The 17,170-nt window shown below is 53.7% G+C and carries 13 protein-coding genes; 8 read left to right on the top strand and 5 right to left on the bottom strand.

The window, feature by feature from the left end; all coding sequences use genetic code 11:
* Positions 1-71 precede the first annotated feature (71 nt).
* The 3 genes from WJU16_RS20465 to WJU16_RS20455 all read right to left on the bottom strand — a co-directional run bounded on the left by WJU16_RS20465 (position 72) and on the right by WJU16_RS20455 (position 8,268).
* Positions 72-2,900, bottom strand: coding sequence for a TIM-barrel domain-containing protein (locus WJU16_RS20465; RefSeq protein WP_341835267.1), 2,829 nt, complete (start codon positions 2,898-2,900; stop codon positions 72-74).
* Between the two features lie 218 nt (positions 2,901-3,118).
* A complete protein-coding gene (locus WJU16_RS20460) occupies positions 3,119-7,198 on the bottom strand; it encodes a two-component regulator propeller domain-containing protein (protein WP_341835266.1) in 4,080 nt (1,359 codons plus the stop codon).
* A 380-nt stretch (positions 7,199-7,578) separates the two neighbouring features.
* Positions 7,579-8,268, bottom strand: a complete 690-nt coding sequence (locus WJU16_RS20455; RefSeq protein WP_341835265.1) for a hypothetical protein — start codon at positions 8,266-8,268, stop codon at positions 7,579-7,581.
* Positions 8,269-8,563: 295 nt separating this feature from the next.
* Here WJU16_RS20455 and WJU16_RS20450 point away from each other — a divergent pair, with 295 nt between their 5' ends.
* Genes WJU16_RS20450 through WJU16_RS20425 form a run of 6 tightly spaced genes read left to right on the top strand, consistent with a single transcriptional unit; the run spans position 8,564 to position 12,557 of the window.
* Positions 8,564-8,698 (top strand): hypothetical protein, encoded by a 135-nt coding sequence (locus WJU16_RS20450; RefSeq protein WP_341835264.1) that lies wholly within the window; start codon positions 8,564-8,566, stop codon positions 8,696-8,698.
* A gap of 11 nt (positions 8,699-8,709) precedes the next feature.
* Entirely contained in the window at positions 8,710-9,162 is a 453-nt protein-coding gene (locus tag WJU16_RS20445) for a hypothetical protein (RefSeq protein WP_341835263.1), read from the top strand.
* A 5-nt stretch (positions 9,163-9,167) separates the two neighbouring features.
* A complete protein-coding gene (locus tag WJU16_RS20440; protein ID WP_341835262.1) occupies positions 9,168-10,844 on the top strand; it encodes a cbb3-type cytochrome c oxidase subunit I in 1,677 nt (558 codons plus the stop codon).
* Positions 10,845-10,850: 6 nt separating this feature from the next.
* Positions 10,851-11,495, top strand: coding sequence for an SCO family protein (locus WJU16_RS20435; RefSeq protein ID WP_341835261.1), 645 nt, complete (start codon positions 10,851-10,853; stop codon positions 11,493-11,495).
* Complete coding sequence (locus WJU16_RS20430; protein ID WP_341835260.1) at positions 11,485-12,027, top strand: cytochrome c; 543 nt, start codon at positions 11,485-11,487, stop codon at positions 12,025-12,027. The genes WJU16_RS20435 and WJU16_RS20430 overlap by 11 nt, the downstream gene beginning before the upstream one ends.
* Positions 12,024-12,557, top strand: a complete 534-nt coding sequence (locus WJU16_RS20425) for a hypothetical protein (RefSeq protein WP_341835259.1) — start codon at positions 12,024-12,026, stop codon at positions 12,555-12,557. Before WJU16_RS20430 ends, WJU16_RS20425 begins: the two co-directional genes overlap by 4 nt.
* A 196-nt stretch (positions 12,558-12,753) precedes the next feature.
* Here the strand turns inward: WJU16_RS20425 and WJU16_RS20420 are convergent, their stop codons facing one another.
* Positions 12,754-12,993: a hypothetical protein gene (locus tag WJU16_RS20420; RefSeq protein ID WP_341835258.1), complete on the bottom strand. Its 240-nt coding sequence runs from the start codon at positions 12,991-12,993 to the stop codon at positions 12,754-12,756.
* An 80-nt stretch (positions 12,994-13,073) separates the two neighbouring features.
* Positions 13,074-14,153 carry a type I restriction endonuclease gene (locus tag WJU16_RS20415; protein WP_341835257.1) on the bottom strand — a complete coding sequence of 360 codons (1,080 nt, stop codon included), beginning with the start codon at positions 14,151-14,153 and terminating at the stop codon, positions 13,074-13,076.
* Positions 14,154-14,397: 244 nt separating this feature from the next.
* Between WJU16_RS20415 and WJU16_RS20410 the strand changes: the two genes are divergently transcribed.
* Both WJU16_RS20410 and pncB read left to right on the top strand, forming a co-directional pair.
* Positions 14,398-15,942, top strand: coding sequence for a hypothetical protein (locus WJU16_RS20410; protein WP_341835256.1), 1,545 nt, complete (start codon positions 14,398-14,400; stop codon positions 15,940-15,942).
* A gap of 3 nt (positions 15,943-15,945) precedes the next feature.
* The gene (gene pncB, locus WJU16_RS20405) at positions 15,946-17,163 is read left to right on the top strand and encodes a nicotinate phosphoribosyltransferase (protein WP_341835255.1); all 1,218 of its coding nucleotides are present in this window, start codon (positions 15,946-15,948) and stop codon (positions 17,161-17,163) included.
* Positions 17,164-17,170: the final 7 nt, after the last annotated feature.

Here is a 17,170-nt window from a genome sequence, read left to right as displayed (position 1 = left end):
TGATCAGCCGTGATGCGGATCGTTTACGTGGTGTTGCATAGTGGTGTTACAAATGTCATAAGCCGAGATGTTTATTTTGGTTGATGGTAACGTTTGACGCGAATTTCCTGTCCGTTGTAATGGGTTTCCACATCCGCCACTGCGGCAGGATCAAATCCATGCGCCCGGTTTTTCCCGACCCAGATCACGCGGAAAATGCGGTGTTCCCGCATGCCCGGGAAGCGGCCGCTGCGCGCGCCGATCGTAAGCTCGCCCTTGCTTTCGTTATACCGCAGGGGAATGTTGCTGAATCGTCCCTTTTCGTATCCGTAGGTAGTATCTTCATCTTCGTAAATATCGAAGGCCGCGTCTTTGCCGGTATACACGAACAGCGTGATGGTATCCGCCGGTTTTTCGGCGGTGTATTGCAAAGCCGGCCCCGCCGGGAGGATAGCCCCTTCTTTCACATATACGGGCATCCGCTCATAGGGCGCATCCACCCGGATGCGCTTCCCTCCTTCTTCATATTTTCCCGCATACAAATCATACCATCCCTGCCCCGCAGGCAAATACAACTCCTTCTCCCGCGCACCGAATGCGTACACAGGGCTTATCAGCAGCGAGGGGCCGAACATATACTGGTCCCCGATCTCGCGCGATAACTTATCATTTGGGAAATCCATCACCAGCCCGCGCATCATCGTATAGTCGCGGTGGTAAGTCATCCCCGCCAGCGAATAGATATATGGCATCAACCGGTAACGCAGCTTGTTGTAATACAGCATCGTTTCATAAGCAGGGCTCCCTTCCGGCGCGATGTTAAACACCTCCCTGAACGGGAACTGCCCATGGGCGCGGAACAGCGGCACAAACGTCCCGAACTGGAACCACCGCGCCTGCAATTCCCGCCACTCCGCCGTGTCCGACGGCAGCCCGAGCTCGTATCTTCTTTCCACCGCAAATCCCCCGATATCCATCGTCCAGTACGGGAGGCCCGACAGCGAAAAATTGACGCCCGCCATGATCTGCGCTTTCATATCTTCCCACCTCGAACCAATATCTCCGCTCCAGATCGCCGCCGCATATCGCTGCGACCCCGCAAACCCCGAACGCGTCAGCAAAAACACGCGCTTCATGGAATCCACCGCGCGCTGGCCTTCATAAATCCCCCGCGCATTCTCCAACGGATAGGCGTTGAGGTATTCGGCAGCAATCCCCGCGGAAAGCGGCGTCATCTGCGCCAACCGCTTTTCAGGCGATACGTTCGAAAGGATGTCGGGCTCGCTGGCGTCCATCCACCAGGCGTCAATACCGCGCTTATATAATTTTGTATGTAAAAGATCCCAAAACCCGCGGCGCGCATCAGCATTGAAGGCGTCGTAAAAGGTGGACACATACCCCTGCCCGATCCAGTCGCGCTGCCGGTCGGCGATGTTGCGGGCATACAGCCAGCCCTTCCTATCGAATTGCCGGTACACGTCGATCCCTTCATACACTTTCGGCCACACGGAAATCATGACGCGCGTATTGTATTTGCCGTGCAGGTCGCGGATCATGGCATCGGCGTCCGGGAAGCGCGCGGGATCGAAATCCTGGCTGCCCCAGTCGTCTTCTTTCCAATAACTCCAGTCCTGTACGATATTATCGAGCGGAATGCCTCGCCGGCGGAACTCCGCGGCAGTTTGCAGCACTTCTTCCTGCGTTTTGTAACGCTCGCGGCTTTGCCAGAAGCCCATCGCCCAGCGGGGCATCAAGGGCGCCTTGCCCGTCAGCGTACGGTAACCGGCGATCACTTCATCGGCGTTCTTCCCCGCGATGCAATAATAATCGAGCTGACGGCCGGCCTGCGAAGCAAAAGTGAAAGCGTCGCGGTCAGCAGCCGGCGCGGGCGGCAGCCACTTCACCGTGAGGTAGGAAGCGGTGCCGTCGGGCGTCCATTGAATTTTGAGATGATGCTTCCGGTCTTTTTCCAGCGGCAATTGCAACGAAACGGAAGCCGGGTTCCAGGCCTGGCGCCAGTTGTCGGCCAGCAGCTTGCCGTCGAGCCAAATCTTCACATACCCGCCGTATACCACGCGGAAAAGATGGTCGCCCGAAAACCCGGAAACGATGTTGCCTTCCCAGGTGATCGCGCCATCCTGCAAGGGAAAACCCTCGGGAATAAGCTTCTTCGTATCGTCCAGCCAGGCATAATCGATTAAGGATTCCGCTTTCGTGAACGCCGCGTTCTCCGGCTGCTTGCGATCGTTGCTGTAGGAGGCCGTCAGCCAGCCTTCTTTGCCATTTTTATCGAACAGCCGCAGGCGCGAAAGCGGCATCAGCTCGCGCGCATCACCTGCCAGCGTGTAGCTATAATTATCCCACAGCACGCCGTAATTCCGCGCGCCGAGCAGGAATGGCACCGCCACTTCGGTATTGTTCTGCCAGAGAAAAACCTGCTGGCCTTTATAATTATATATGCTTTCCTGGTGCTGCCCCAGGCCGAAAAACCCATCGTCGGGCCCGGATTCGAATGTCTGCCGGATGCTCCACGACGGCTGCCCTTCAAACACGACAGGCGCCACGGCGCGGCCGTTCCAGCTTCTTTCAGCGATGAGCGGCTTGCCGGAAGGGTCGGTAAAGGACACCGCCCCCGTTTGCTTTAAAATATTTGCGGTGATGCCCGGGGCCTTCAGCACGAGCGACCCGCCCTTCTCTTCCAGCGTCCACTTAACAGTTTGCGGCTGGAATGTAATCATGAGGCTCTTCGGATCGGGAAATGTCTTTTCGGGCGAGGCCGTCACCCGGATGATGTTGCCCCTTATCACTTGCAGGCGCACTGCCTGCACCCCGCCGGACGTTCGCGCGTCCGGGTACAAAATGACGCCGTCTCGGGTGCGGACGAACTTGTCGTTTTCCCCGGCTTTTGCGGCGCCCGCCAATAATAAACAGGTAAATAATAAGCCCGCAGCTTTTCTGTAACGTGTCAATAAATATCCTCCCATAGTAATCGTTTCTCAGGATGCGTGGAATCCTCCGTTGGTAAATCGGTTCGCCCCGAAACTACGGTCACTATGCAAAAATGAGGGTACAGGATCGTCTATAAAAGGGTATCAAAATGTCAACCCAAACGACCAAACAATTGATTATCAATAATTCTTTATTCGGCCTGGCGATTTTTCAGGTACGAGCTGGGCAGCTGGCCATAGGTTTCCTTAAATGTTTTGGCGAAGAGTTTTGGATTGTTGAAGCCGACCTGGTAGGCTACTTCGGCTACCGTCGTGTTCCCTTTTTCCAGTAATTGCTTCGCTCTTTGCAAGCGGATATGGCGGATGAATTCCGCCGGCGTCTGACCGGTGAGGGTGAACAGTTTTTTGTACAGGGCCGCCCGGCTCAGGAGCATCTCGCGGCTGAGGCCTTCCACCGACAATTCGGGGTCAGACAGTTGCCGTTCCACGTATGCCAGCGCCCTGCGCACGAAATCGTCTTCAACCGGCGCGGTTTCCGGGTTGGAGGCCACTACCTGCACTTGTTTCTGGTAGGTTTTGCGGATATTTTCCTGCTGGTTGAGCAGGTTGCGGATGCGTGAAAGAAGGATTTCGACGTTGAAGGGCTTGGTCATATAATCGCTGGCGCCGGTTTCAAGGCCGGTCAGCTGTTGCTCTTCGCCGGTGAGGGCGGTAAGCAGGATGACGGGGATAGACGTCGTGCGGCGGTCGTCACGGATTTTGCGGCAGAGGTCGATGCCGTTCATTTCCGGCATGCTGATGTCGGAAACGATGAGGTCCGGGTGGCCGGAGAGCGCTTTTTGCCAACCTGCTTTCCCGTCGGCCGCTTCGAGCACGTCGTACCAGGGTTTCAGGTTGTCTTTAATATAGAAGCGGAAATCTTCATTGTCTTCCACCACCAGGATCGTTTTGCGTTTCCCTTTTTGCCGGTTGGGCGGAGGTGCCGGCGTTTCCTGGGGCGCTTCCGTACATTCGGCAATCGTAACCGGCTCGGCGTCTTCCCGCAATACCGTTACGGGAAGAATTACAGTAAAAGTACTGCCTTCGTTTTCCCTGCTTTCCACCGAAACAGATCCGCCGTGCAACCGCACAAATTCTTTCGTGATCGACAGCCCGATGCCGCTGCCCTGGTTCACCAGGGAGCCGGGGATGGCATCCTGGAAGAAGCGTTCGAAGATTTTTTCCTGCTTTTCCGGCGCGATCCCTATGCCGGTGTCCGCCACGTGGATATGCAGCTGCCCGGCGGTGGGCGGGCCTTCCAGCGCTACGGTCACCGAAACACGCCCGCCGGCCTGGGTGAATTTGAACGCGTTCGACAATAAATTGAACAACACCCTTTCCAGTTTGTCGTGGTCGAAAGTGGTGAACAGCCGGTCACGGCCTGCATGAAACGCGAAACCAATCCCTTTGTTCTCCGCCATATCTGAAAACGAGAAAGACACCTCGCGGATGAACGCGATGATATCGCCAGGGGATTTTGCGAGCCGGAGCTCGTGTTCTTCCAGTTTCCTGAAATCCAGCAGCTGGTTCACCATATTGAGGAGGCGCCGCGCGTTGCGGTGGATGAGCTGGAACTGGCGTTTCTCCTCCGGCTGTTTCGATTCGCGCACCATCTTCTCCACCGGTGAAATGATGAGGGAAAGTGGCGTTCTGAATTCGTGGCTTACGTTGGTGAAGAAGCGGATCTTCATCATATCCAGCTCATGCAGCCGCTGCGCTTCCTGACGCTCGCGCTCGATGCGGAAGCGCGCCCTCGCGCGGCGGAGCACCCCGTGCCGCGCTGCGATCAATGCGGCGATAAGCAGCAGGGCGTAACCCACCCAGGCGATCTTCGTGAGCCACCACGGCGGCAGTATGCGAATGCTGAGCGCCAGGGGCGCGGGGCTCCACTGCCCGTCGTCGCCCGCGGCTTTTACCAATAATGTATACTGGCCTGGATTCAGGTTGGTGAAAGTTGCCTTACGGTTGCGGCTGTCGGTATACAACCATTCGTCGCTAAAGCCTTTCAATTGATAAGCATACCGGATCTTATGCGGGTTCACGAACTCCAGCGCTGCAAATTCTACCGTAAACACATTCTGGTTATAACGGAATGTTAACGCTCTGGCCGCGCTGATGGACTGCGGCAGCACGATCCGTCCATTATATTCCTTGCCCGCAAGCACCGGCTGGTTGAACAATTGCAGATCGGTGAATACAATCTCCGGCGACGCAGGCCTGTTGCGTAGTGAGGCCGTTTCAAAAATATTGAAACCGTTGGCGCCGCCGAACACCAGCTCCCCTTTCCGGGTTTTCAGCGCGGCGTTCTCATTGAACTGCCGCCCCTGCAACCCGTCCGACTCATCGAAGTTCCGGGTCTGCAACCGGATGGAATCCCCGGAGGAGAGCACCGTGGCGCGGCATAGGCCGTTGGGTGTACTGAGCCATAGGTGTTTGTCGTCGTCTTCCAGGAGGGTGAGAATGGTATTGTCGGGCAGCCCGTGCTCGCGGCCATACCGGATGAAGCTCCCGCGCGCGGGGTCCCAGCGGTTGAGGCCGTCATGTGTGGCGATCCAGAGGATACCGCGACTGTCCTGGCAAAAAGCGGTTACATTATTATGGCTCAGGCTGCCGGCGTCTTGCTCGCGATGCTCGAAGTGGCGGAAAAGCCCCGTGCGGTGGTCCATCACGTCGATACCGAAAGAAGTACCGATCCAGAGATCACCGGCGCGGTCTTCGTGGATGGCGGCGATGTAATTGGATTTGGAGCCCTGGGGCATGTATTTTTTGAATACGCCGGCCTTACGGTCGAAACCGATGAGGCCCTGACTGAGCGTGCCGATCCAAAGGCGGGCCCTGCTGTCTTCATAAATCTCCCACACCCTGTCGTCGGCCAGGCTGTTCGGATCCGCGTCGCTATGCCGGTAATTGGTGAACCGCTGGCCGTCGAAGCAGTCGAGGCCGCCGAAATAGGTACCGATCCAGAGCTTTCCTTCCCTGTCAATCAGCAGGCTCACAATTACGTTGCTGGAAATGCTGTTGCGGTTCGAAGGATCGTGGAGATAGCGGGTGTAGGTGTTCGCCGCGCGATCGAAATACAATAAACCGCCGCCGTTGGTCCCGATCCAGAGGTTGCCGGATTTATCTTCCACGAAACGGTTGACGTCATTATAAGGCAGCGAGCCGGGTTGATTAGGCCGGTGCTGGTAAACGGGGAAACGCGGGATGCCGGCGTGATAACGGTTCATCCCTTTTTTGAAAGTGCCCAGCCAAATGATGCCCTGATCGTCGCGGTAAATGGAATTGATGCTGTTCTGGCTGATGCTCCGCGCGTCCTGCTCGTTGTTCACGAGGTAGCGGACGGAAAAATCCTTTTTATCGAGCACGTTTACGCCCCCGTGGTCGGTCGCGATCCAGATGAGGCCGTTACCGTCCTGCGTAATACCGTTGATGATATCGTTGTTGAGCCGCGCTTTGCCGCCATTTTTCCGGAGGATGGCCAGCTCGCCGGTAGCGGACTTGTAGCAGGCCGCTCCGCGCGAAGTGCCATAGGCGTAAATCCAGACGTCGCCTTCCGTATCGGTAAAGAGCCGGTAGGCGGGGTTGGGTTGGGGATCGAGCTGACGGATGGCTTCGGTGCGGTGGACGCACTTGCGGGCGGATGGGTCTATCCTGTCGAGGACGCCCTCGGCATACACCACCCAAACGGAACCGCCCGGTCCCGGCGCGATACCGGCCACGTTCGCCGAATACAGCGGCAAAGGCGGCAGGCGGCGGCGGTCGGCGGGGTTGTATCCATAGAGCCCTTTTCCCGGCACCGCAAACCAGAAGCGGCCTTCGCTATCAGCGCACATCACAGTGAAATTATCGTCGGGGACGCCCATCGCCGCGAGATGCGGGCGGACGCGGGCGGTAAAGGTTTCAGTATGCGGATCGTAACGGTTCCAGCCGTTGGGGGTTTGCACCCAAAGCGTATTATGCGGCCCGGGCACCACCTGGTTGATGAAATCGTCGTTCAGGGTAGAAGAATCGCCCGCCACATGGCGGAATATGCGGAAAGTATGGCCATCATACCGGTTCAGACCGGCGATGGTGCCGATCCACATAAAGCCGTCAGGGCCTTTGACGATGGAATTGACCTGGTTGCTGGAAAGGCCGTTGCGGCTGTCGATCAGATCGAACTGCCACGGAGGCTGCGCCCGCACTGTGAGCTGGCAACAAAGAAGCAAGGCCGGCATAAGAAGCCTCAACATGGAATTTTCATTTAACGGTTCAATTGTCCACTGTCCGGCCGCAACCGGTCCGGCAAAAGATAGTACAATTTTCGGTTTTGAAAACCCGGCGCTTCCATCTTTATCGGGTACGCAATAGCTCACCGACGGCCATTTATTATTGATAATCAATGAAGTATTATCCCACAAATCTTCATTCAACCGGTAAAAACCGTTTTGCAAAACCTCCTGACATACTACTGACATCCTTCAATGATCCTTTAAGCTTGTCCAATGGTGGTACAGGTTTGAGGGGGTTTGCTTAAAGGATGGATGAAGGATGACAGAAGGATGGGTGAACCCCAGAATGAAAATCCCGGCGCAGCAACACACCGGGATTTTCCTGAATATCCTTTTCGGGATTATTTGTTCGGGATCTCGGCCAGCAAGCGGGCGAGCATCGTGGCATCGTAGCCATCTCCGTCGGTGTATGCCCACACCAGTCCCTGGAGCGATGTGGCCACCATGAAGTACTGGTCTTCGTCCGCGAATTCTTTACGGGCTACTTTCTTATTCTTCAGGTTTTCGCACAGCTGGCGGATAAGCGGACTGCTGGTAACGGGGCCGATTTTATACGTCTTGTCGGAAGAGCTGGGCCTTCTTTCCGCGTTGAGGCACAACAGTTTGATGCCGACTCTCGTGGTGCGCTTTGCTTTGAGCACGACGTTAAAATTCTGGATGAGCAGGCCGTGCTGGTACGACAGGTCGTCGGCCAGGATCACCAGTCCGGCGGGAAGGGTGAACGTGACGTCCGTCGCATTGTTGTTGGCCAACGCTACGCATACTTCCACAACGCCGCCGGTACCCACTTCGTACGCGGTATCGCAAACCTGCCCGTAAATCTTCGTGGAAGCCAGCGTTACGCCTGCGGGATACGTAAGCGCAGTGCCTTCCGGTGTTCCAGGGGCTTCGCCGAGGCCGGGAATCTTACCGGGCTGTTCCTGCGGTGTTTGGGGACCGTCGTCCTTTTTATCGGACTTGCTGCACGCAATAAAAGTGAAGGCCGCTAGACAGGCGGCGGTTAACAACACAAAGGTTTTCCTTTGTTTCATAATGAGACTGGTTTTAGATGATACAATAATCAGACATGGTATGTCATGGTTCCGTTGCTGCTATACGGTTGCCGGGCTGGAAGGAACAGGCGCATGCTTTCCCGGCTAGAAAGGGGAAGGATATATGCTGCTGTCGATTCCGGGCCTGGGCTTGGCCGAAAGGGCAAAAATAATACCTGATTTACAAGGATTTACACTTTTTCTGGAAAATGCGTGGAAATACGTGCCGGAATTACCGGGCGACTAAACAATTCCGGCTTGTCATTGTAATTTAATACAACCAAATATCCCTCCCATGGCCAAATCTGAATCCCGCGAGTCTCCGGAAAAATTCGTTCCACGCGGAGCCGTCGCATTTTTTGCTTTGCTGATATTTCTCGGACTTGTTATCTGGTTCGGCATCTACTTCGTGATGCTGGCCCGGTCTTAAACCCGGAATTTATGCTGGATAGATATGAAAGAAACGTCATCATCACCGCGCTTACCGTTTCGGCGCTATTCATCTTCTCCATTTTCTACGCGCTTGGCGCCAAGCGGCAAGACGTAACGGAGTGCCTGCCTTACAACAAAACTTACGAAACTGCGCGGGTGGAGCAAATCGACGGCAGGACATACCAGATATTCTACGTGGCGCGCATGTGGAATTTTGAACCGGCCATCAGTTACATCCCGGTGGGGAGTGAAGTGGATTTGTTTGTGACTTCGCTGGATGTGGTGCATGGTTTCAATGTGTTCGATAAAAACGTGAACCTCATGGCGGTTCCCGGCGGTGTGTCCAAAACCACCGTCAAATTCACGGAACCGGGTGTTTACAAGATTGTATGCCACGAGTTTTGCGGCACGGGCCATCAGAATATGGAAGCGGAAATTATTGTCAACTATCCCAGAAAATAAACCTTATGCAGGTAAGCCGTTCTTTACGCACGATTCTACTCATCGAGCTGTTCGTACCTATTCTGCTGCTCACCATCGGTATTTATCACGGGCTGATGCAGGTGATTTACCGTTCGGGGGTGATCCAGCGCACGTCTGTAGCGGGCCTGGACTATTACCAGGGGCTCACGTTGCATGGTGTCATCAATGCGATCGTGCTCACGACCTTCTTCGCCGTGGCCTTCGGGCACGCCACCATGTTTTTTTACACGAAACGCGAGCCGAACAGGACCGCCACGTTTTTGTCGATGCTTCTGATGGTGGCTGGCACCGGCCTGGCCGCGGCGGCCATCCTGGCGGGGAAGGCATCGGTGTTGTATACATTTTATCCGCCCTTGAAGGCGCATCCCGCGTTTTACATCGGCACGGCCATGCTCATCATCGGGTCCTGGATCCCGTATCTCGACTGGATCGGGATGTACCTGCGGTGGAAGAAGGAAAACCCCAACGAATCTACGCCCGTGGCCGTTATCGGCACGCTGGTGAATTTTACGATCTGGTTCGTGTGTACGCTGGCGGTAGCGTATGAAGTGTTGGTGATGCTGGTGCCCTGGAGCCTTGGCTGGGTGCAGGAGATCAACATCATGCTGGCCCGCACGCTTTTCTGGTTCTTCGGGCATGCGCTGGTGTACTTTTGGCTGCTGCCTTCCTATATCATGTTTTACACCATGCTGCCCAAACTCGCCGGCGGAAAGCTGTATTCCGGGAATGCGGGGCGCATCGCGTTCTTCATCTTCCTCATCTTGTCGATCCCCATCGGCGTGCACCACCAGTTCGGCGACCCTTCCATCGGGCGCGGCGTCAAAATCACCCAGTCGATCCTCACCTTCGGCGTAGCCATTCCCAGCTTCATCACGGCATTCACCATCGCCGCGTCGCTGGAATATGCAGCGAGGTTACGGGGCGCAAAAGGATTGTGGAGCTGGATCTGGAAGCTGCCTTTCTTCCGGAAAGACGTGTTCCTGTTCGGCTATCTCATCAACGGGCTTATCCTGTTCATTTTCGGAGGACTGACCGGCCTGGTGAACGCATCCTATTCCCTGAACAATGTGGTACACAACACCTCCTTCATTCCCGGGCACTTCCACCTCACGGTCGGCGGTCCCGTTTTCCTCGCGATCCTCGGGATGAGCATTTATATGTTGTCGCAACTGAGCGGCAAGCGCATCTTCGCGCCGGTGCTCAATACCATCGTACCCTACCTGTGGACGGTGGGGGTATTGATTTTCTCCGCCGGATTGATGTATGGCGGGCTGATCGGCGAGCCGCGGCGGACGAATATGGGCCTTACTTACCTCAATCCTTCCAGCGAACAGTTCAATCCGTATTGGGTGGTATCGTCGATGCTGGGGCTTGCGGGCGGCGGGATCATGTTTACGGCGGGATTGCTGTACTTCATTTCATTCTTCGGCACCTGCCTGCGCAGGCGTTCCGCCGAACCGGTCATTGATTTGCCGGTGAGCGAAACCCTGCATGAGGAGCGCCGTGTGCCCCTGCTAGACAGCTTCAGGCCCTGGCTGGCGATCATGGGCCTGATCATTTTCCTCACTTACGCGCCCGCGATTTCGGACGCGCTCAACAACACCAACCGCAAGGCGCCGCCGTACAAACCGACGGACCCGGTGCCGGTGGTACGCAAATAATACCATATGCCACGGCTGAACATACTAAAATCCTGGAAGGCTTTTATGCTGGTGATCGTCGGTTTGCCGCTGGCGGCATACGGCATCGTGCGGCTGGCGGAGCAAAAGTATGCGCCCCTGCCCTGGTACGGCGAAAACTTCGAGGATATGCATCGGCCAGAGAAAGCTTTCCGGCTACAGCATTTCGCGTTTACTTCGGCAGGCAACCTGCCGGTGGACAGTGAAGATTGGAAAGGACGTATCACGGTCGCCCATTTGTTTTTCACTTCCTGTCCCACGATCTGCCCTGTGATGATGGAGCAGATGCAAAAAATCCAGGACAGCGGGGCAGACATAAACCTGGTTTCCGTGACGGTAGACCCCGGGCACGATACGCCCCAAAAACTACAGGCGTATATCCGGCAAAAAGGTTACGGTCAGGGCAACTGGCAGCTGCTCACCGGCGACAAGCGAGAGCTCTACCGTTTCGCCCGGAAAGGGTTATTCATAACGGCGACGGAAGGGGACGGCGGGCCGGAGGATTTCATCCACAGCGACCGCCTCGTTTTACTCGATTCCCTTCAATACATCCGCGGATATTACAGCGGCACTTCGGAAAAAGAAGTGCGGCTCCTCCTCGATGATATCAAAAAACTGCAACATGAACGTTAAAGGCATTCACATCCTGACCGTAGCGCTTTTGCTGAGTTGCCGCCTGGTGGCGGCGGATGCGGAAGAAGGAAAAAAGTTGTTCCTGGCACGGTGCGCCTCGTGCCATAACGTCCACAAGAAACTGACGGGACCGGCGCTGGCGGGAGTGGATGAAAGGCGCCCGGAAGAATGGATCATCCGGTTCATCCAATCGTCGCAGGCTATGATTAAAACCGGTGATGCCGCGGCCCTGGCCATTTTCAACGAATACAACCAGGTGGTGATGCCAGACCATCCTGACCTTAATGACGAGCAGGTGCGGTCAATCATCGCCTTCGTGAAACAGGAAGCGGCGGCGGCGCCGAAAGACGACGCACCTTTCGACAGGCCCGGCCACCTCACGCCCAGCCTGATGCCGTTGAGTATTTATAACTTCCCTTTCATGGTGGCGTATGTGCTGCTGATAGTGGTGATCATATTATTGTTGGTATTTTTGGTGAACATTAAAAGCATAGAAAAGAAAATGCACGAAAGCAACGGGCCTGAATCATGAAACGCAACACCCGGCTGGCTATATCGCTCCTGCTGATTGCGGGGGGCTCCCTGATCTGGTACCTTTGCGGTTACCGGCAGCGGCTACTGTACGATGTGCTGGCGCTGTTGTTTTTGGCGGGGGGATGGTTGATGCTGGGGTTCCTCTGCTTCGGGTCGCTCTGGCAGCAAGGCGATGCGAAGTATCAGCCGGATCGCAGGAATTGGCTGAGAGGGAAGAAGATTTTGCTGCTGGGGGGCCTGGCGGTATTGATCGGCGGCAACGCGCTGCTGGCCGACAGGGCTTCCGACAGGCTGGCGGGCTCCTGGCTGAAGGGGCCGCTACACACCACCTCCGCAACCGTTATTGAAGTACATTTGCAGGAAGGCCGGCAACAATATTTCTATGAAACCTGGATCCGCTACCAGGCAGGAGCCCGATGGATGAAAGAGCGCTTCACAAGCTCCCGCCACTACAACCCCGGCGACATCATCCGCATCGCCTACGCTCCCGAACATCCGGATGTTTTTAAAGTGGAAGGGAACCGGTAATCACACCAACATTTATGTATTTTTCAAGAATTTCCTGCTTGAAAATTTTCGTATTTCATTTTTCAATACATTCATCGCGATCTGTTTCTCAACTTGTTCACCGTAACTAAAGTACAGGAGAACAACAGGTATTGGGAAAGCGCGTTGAATGTCAATACGCCCCGCCAGCTGAGCCCCTGGGGTATCCATAATAGGATTATCCATGTGCAGCCATAGCTGAAAGTCCTGTTGCCATCAGTATGATAATAACCCTGGACATTATGAGATAGCCGGTAGCATCTGATTTTACAACCAACCAAACGGCAAGCACGATACCTGTCAACAGGAACATGCCCAAGGTGGATATTATTAACTTCAAATATTCACGTATGGATGACATCATTGACATGTTAATAGTTGTTGGCATTAACTTATTTGGATTTTCAATGCTATTCATTGATTTTGATAAGCCGCCATTCAACTTCGGGAAGAAAAAAACGTAAACATGAACACTTAGAAATTATAAACAAAAAGTAACTATTTTAACGAAAGTGCCGGAGTCTCAAAAAGACTCACGGTATTCAACAATTGTTCGGCAAACTTGTAAATATCATCGATCTTACTCAATTCATTCCGCGACTCTTTCCTATCGGCATCAAAAAGTCCGATAGCCTTTTTTGTTGTACCTAAATACAATCTGCAGATTGACTTTCTGTTATTATCATCTAACATTATCGCAAAATAGGATTGGGCATCTCTAAAATGAATTCTCTCTCCGTCTACTTTCGCACGTAGAATCGCCTTAACAATGTAAAACGCTTCTAATTCCTCGGCAGTTGTATTTACTCTTGAAACATCTCCCTGTTTAATCACTGGCTGTTCTACGTCATTCTTTTGTACTTCTGATTCTTTTGTTAACGCAGATTTCAATCTTTCTGTAATAAGATCGTTAATATATTGCGTGATAGATTTTTTTACTAAAACTGTAAACTGTTCAATTACTTTACCAGTCATCATTCCATTATATATGGGTTTTGAAAAGTGCCGAACAAAATTTTCCGAAGGCGCATTCAATTCAGCATGAATCAAAGCTTTTAATTCATTGGTGTACTTTAGATCACTGGCAGTATTTACGATTGTTTCAAGATCATAGTAGTTTTTATGAAACTTCTTTAATTCTTCGATTTGATTATCTTTAATATCGGTTAAATTGAAAGTAAAGAATGGCTTTTCATCCATTTTATTTGGTTCCACCAAGTCTGTATAAAATCTATATTCAAATCCATTTGTCAAAAGTCCAAACTTAGCTTTGGAAACATGAAAATACCTGAAAAGTTGTGAATTAAAAACATCTAAAGCGGCACCATGCCATTTACATTCGATGATAATTGTTGGAATTGTATCTTTAAAAATTACATAGTCTACCTTTTCGCCCTGTTTAATCCCTAAATCTGCAACATACTCTGGAGTTACTTCAAGGGGATTAAAAACATCGTAGCCTAACGCTTGTATAAAAGGCATGATAAATGCATTCTTAGTCGCTTCCTCTGTATTCACAGAATCTTTAATTTTCACTGCGCGATCTCCTAATTGCTTGATAATGTCTTTGAAGTCCATAATGTGGATGGGATTTCGATTTAAAAAAATAGAATTAACAATTGGGGCTTTGCAATAAAACTCAGGTCAAAATTCTCTGATGTGAAATGCCAAATTATTTTTCTTGTCTATTTAAAACCGGAAGCGCATTCAAATTGACTAAATCGAATATATAAAAATAAAACAACAGTACAAACTATTCATTTCATTAGATTTAGCTGCTTAATTTTTTCGTAACTTCATACCCACCCCAACCCCCCATCCAATGGCTACACCTACCCACGCCAAAGGCCCCGCATCCCCGAAGCCGGCGAAGCCCTTCTTCGGGCACGCCCCGCAATCCGCACCGCCATTCTTTACACCGGCGCCCGCTTCCGTGCAGAAACAAGACGATCCCGCAGCACCCGCCAAGAAAGAAGACGACGTACCGATCTCCTTCGGATCCTTCGAAGTTTTCTGCCAGCTGTTCGACGATCTCATCATTAACTGGCCCAAGCGCTGGCAGCAATCCTACCTCGCCGCCAAACAAAACGGCACCAACACCCTCTTCGATCCCAAATTCGGACAGGAGCTCATCAGCAAGGAGATCATGTCGCTCTGGAACGTGTTCTATGCCTTGCAACTGCAGACCGGCTCGCCTTACGGCAGCAAAGTCGACTTCTCCAAAGGCCTCGAAATGGCCGAACAGCTCACCGGCGTCTCCGGTACCTGGATCAACCTCGCTTCCATGGCGCTGCATATGGACATGGAAAAATACCTCGGCGAGAAAATTCCCCGGTATGCCAAACAAAACCTCGGCATCTTCCTCATTTCCGGCGCCCTCCTCCAAAGCGGCCTCGTGGGCCTTAACGCCCTCACCGGCAGCGAGCTCGATTTCACCTCCATCATCGGCCCCGCTACAAAAAAATGGACAGAGCCGCCCCCTGGATTCGCCCGGCCCTTCATGCTCGACAATATCCCCGACGACCGCTGGCGCCCGCCCTTCTACCAGCCACCCAAGGCGTTCGAACTGAAATACTCCGGCACCGACGAAAAAGCCGACCAAAAGAAACTCAGCCTGGGCCTTGGCTTCAACCTCGCCTCTGCCCTCGGCAAATACCCCGGGAACGAAAAAGACAAACCAGGGTACAAAGGATTCGAGCTTTTCCCCTACTTCCAATACGCACATTCCGAAGCCATCACAGGCAAACCCGATCCTAAAGAACAACACAAGTTCATGCTCGGGCTCTATGGCGGCGACAAAGGATTGTACGGACTGGCAGAAGGCGGCGGCCGCTTCAACGGCGACCAGCTCCTCGAAGCATACGGCCGCGGCGGGTTCTCCATGCGCAACTTCGGGCGCCTCTCCCTCCTCGACCTCTCCGGCGAAGCCAATTACCGTCCGGATGCTGAAGCGCCCTGGCGCGGCAGGCTCAATGCCGCCGCACAATTCAATATCCTGGACTCCAAACAATTCAATTTTAAATTCGGCGCCGCCGGCGGTGGCCTCCTCCCTTCCGGCGGGCAACCCGGAGCCATGGACTTCCGCACCAACCTCTCCTTCATGCACAAATACACCGCCCAGGGATTTCCCAACCCGCTCAAATCCGGTGTGGACTTTACGTTCAACTACGGCAAACAAGATCCATTCAACGAACATTCGCCCAATATGATGGGCATCCAGGGCAGGCTGACCTTTTTCGATATGCTTAAAACAGGGATGGAATACTATAAAATCGATGCCCAGGACGATAAACTGCCGTCCAACGACTTGCGGTTCTTCCTCGCGGTAGATTTCGCTCCGGCATTTGTGAAGCTCACCGGCCAGTAACGTATGAAACATTCTGCCCCCCGGCAGCGTTATTTCTTCACTATGCTTTCTTCCATCCTCGACAACGACTTCTACAAATTCACCATGCAGCAGGGCGTGATCCGACTGTTCCCGTATGCCCGCGCGCGTTACAAGTTCATCAACCGCGGCAAACACGCATTCCCTCCCGGCTTCGCCGACGCGCTCCGCAAAGCGCTGGACGATATGGCCGGCATGCAGCTCACCCGCAAGGAGAAACATTTCCTGGAGCTTACATGCCCCTACCTCGACCCCGTGTACCTCGACTTCCTGGAAGGCTATCGCTACAACCCGGAAGAGGTCCGCATCTCGCAGGAAGGCGAACAGCTGGAAGTAGGCGTGGAAGGGCTTTGGTACCGCACCATCCTCTGGGAAGTGCCCATCATGTCCCTTATCTGCGAACTATATTACACGCTCCGCCACGCCGAAAGGATTTCCAACGATGCCATCCTGGACAACACCCGCCGGAAAATAGAGCAGTACCGGCAACTGGGCGTTACCGTGGCTGACTTCGGGACGCGCAGGCGATATTCCTACAAAGTGCATAAACTGGTGGTGGACGCGCTGCAGCAGTACGGCACCGGATCCTTCATCGGCACCAGCAACGTCCACCTCGCCATGATGTTCCAGACCAAACCCATCGGCACGCATGCCCACGAATGGTTCATGTTCCACGCCGCCCGGTTCGGTTTTAAAATGTCGAACGCGACAGGATTGGAAAATTGGGTGAACGTTTATCGCGGCGACCTGGGCATCGCTTTGTCGGACACCTACACCACCGATGTTTTCCTCCACCAGTTCGATAAAATGTATTCCAAACTGTTTGACGGCGTACGGCACGACAGCGGCGACCCGCTCGCATTCGCGGATAAGGTCATCCATCACTATAAAAAAATGGGCATCGATCCCCTCAGCAAAACGATCATCTTCTCCGACGGCCTCAACGTCGAAAAAGTGGCCAGGATAGCGGAACATTGCCGGGGAAGGATCGGCATGTCGTTCGGTATCGGCACCAGCCTCACCAACGACGCTGGCCCCGAAGCCATGAACATCGTCATCAAAATGACGGCTACCAGTCCGCACAACGGCGAATGGACCGAAGTCGTAAAGCTGTCCGACGAGCCCGGCAAATACACCGGCAGCCCGGAAATGATCCGGCAGGCGAAGCTGGTGCTGGGGATCGATGACGGGCAAAATCCGTAAATTGTGG

This window comes from Chitinophaga pollutisoli, assembly GCF_038396755.1.
GTDB classification, from domain to species: domain Bacteria; phylum Bacteroidota; class Bacteroidia; order Chitinophagales; family Chitinophagaceae; genus Chitinophaga; species Chitinophaga pollutisoli.
This window is presented reverse-complemented; position numbering and strand designations above follow the sequence as displayed.